This is a genomic window from Vibrio hepatarius, from assembly GCF_001274785.1.
GTDB classification, from domain to species: Bacteria; Pseudomonadota; Gammaproteobacteria; order Enterobacterales; family Vibrionaceae; genus Vibrio; species Vibrio hepatarius.
Genome location: NZ_LHPI01000048.1, coordinates 1 through 1,769, shown reverse-complemented (window position 1 = coordinate 1,769; position 1,769 = coordinate 1). Strand labels below are relative to the sequence as shown.

The 1,769-nt window shown below is 45.3% G+C and carries 1 protein-coding gene; it reads right to left on the bottom strand.

All coding sequences use genetic code 11. The annotated features are described in order from the left end of the window. Positions 1-21: 21 nt before the first annotated feature. Positions 22-1,635 (bottom strand): IS1634 family transposase, encoded by a 1,614-nt coding sequence (locus AKJ31_RS21905; protein ID WP_053411120.1) that lies wholly within the window; start codon positions 1,633-1,635, stop codon positions 22-24. Between the last annotated feature and the right edge of the window lie 134 nt (positions 1,636-1,769).

The following is a 1,769-nucleotide window of genomic DNA, read 5'->3' as shown; positions in this document are numbered from 1 at the left end:
ATCCGAGATTCCGCAGCCAATTTAGGAATAAACTGCTTCATACAGAACACCAAGAAGCTTAAGCAGCCGAGTCTGATGCTCTTGAACACCCGTTATGAAGCTTTGGCCGCCAAATTCGAGTGTGTCGATACCTTCGAATTTTAAGAATACCCAACGTGCCGTCGGTTTAGTTGTCGTCTTGTTCTTTACCATGCTAGGAAAGAATTCCTCGGTCTTAGTGAGACTCTCTCGGATTTTGTGCTCTAAGCTTGCGTAGACGAGTAGGCTCAGCGTCATGATCATCAGTAGTGCCTCGATTCGCTGAGGTTTCTTCAGGAAAATTGATGATGTTAAGAACTCAGGGCTTTTCAAAAAGCGAAAGCCGCGCTCGACCTTTTGCTGAGACTTGTAATGTTCAAGCAATGCAACCATTGTTAGGTCGGTGTTGTCAGTATCGTTGGTGGCGAGAATAAACATACCTACTTTAAGCTTGGCCAGTTTCACCTTTTCTAGATCGGTATAAGGCGTAGCATCTATCAAATAGTGGTATCCCGTCGGCTTTTCATCTTTCTTCGGCCGACCACGACCTGAATAAATTGGCTCTTTAACGATGGTTGATTGCGCGAAGCCAAGCAAATGACACTGGTTGGCGAAGTCGCTCATTGCTTGCTCGGCATCCACTGCGCAAGCAAACTGCTTTTTCTTTAGTTGTCCTAGCGCTTTCAGCTCTTTGGTGATATTTTTGTCTAAGTTCTTATAAAACGTTACCTGTTCTCGCTTGGTTGCTTGTTCACTATGAATCAACAGCCACTTCTGAGATACCGAGCCATAATCAGCGTCAACCCAACAACCCGAGTAGCCATTGCCGATATGGCTCAGCTGCTCTGGCTCAAGGTTCATTAAGGCCTCTTTGGCTGATTTAATGGTCATTGGAACACGCGTAATAAACTTCTGTTGTTGCTCATCCAGTGAACGAATGCTCTCTTCGGTGTATAAAGCGGCATCGGCGATGAAGTAGCGACTGTTTTGAGCTGCCTTCAGGCAATGAATATGCCGTTTAGTGACTTCTGAGAATGCCTTAGCATCATTGGTGTTACCACTAAGCGCTTGCATGTAAACAGGCAGGCCAGCTTGATTTTCGCAAATCAACTCAAGGACCACTTGATTTAGCTCTGGACGGTGGTCTCGGCTGTAGCCTTTTACCAGCTTGATGGCATTAAGATCTTCGTCCTGGGCGTATTCACCATCGACATGGAAGCTAGTGATATCAAGGTGGACAGAGTCTGTTTTAAGTCCTAGCTTATCAACGACATGCTCTGCAATCGCTTGATAAAGTGCGGAGACATCTGCTTCATATAAAGCATCTAACGTGCGTCCGAGTACATCGTCCGTTAAATGGTGAGCTTCAATATCTTTAGCAAGCAACTTGGCAACAGGCTTCGTCTCGAAGAAGTCAGAAAACATATGCAGCGTTCTGCTGCGAAAGCCAAGACCATTGAGAATCATCGCCAAGACCGCATCGCCATGTGAAACGTTATGATCCGAGTACTTGGGAATGACGCGATCAATAATACCAGGTAAGCCGATTTCATGGCAGAAAGCAGCGATCAGCCCTAAGTGATCTAGGCGTTTAATAACAGGTTGAGCAGCAGACATAATAAAGTGACCGTTAAATAACAGTAATAGATCAAAACTGGGGATCGCGGTCAAGAGGTCTGTCGCACTAACATTTGTAAACGATCACTGGATCACATTGTTTTAATTCTGAAATTGGCTGCGGAATGACGGTT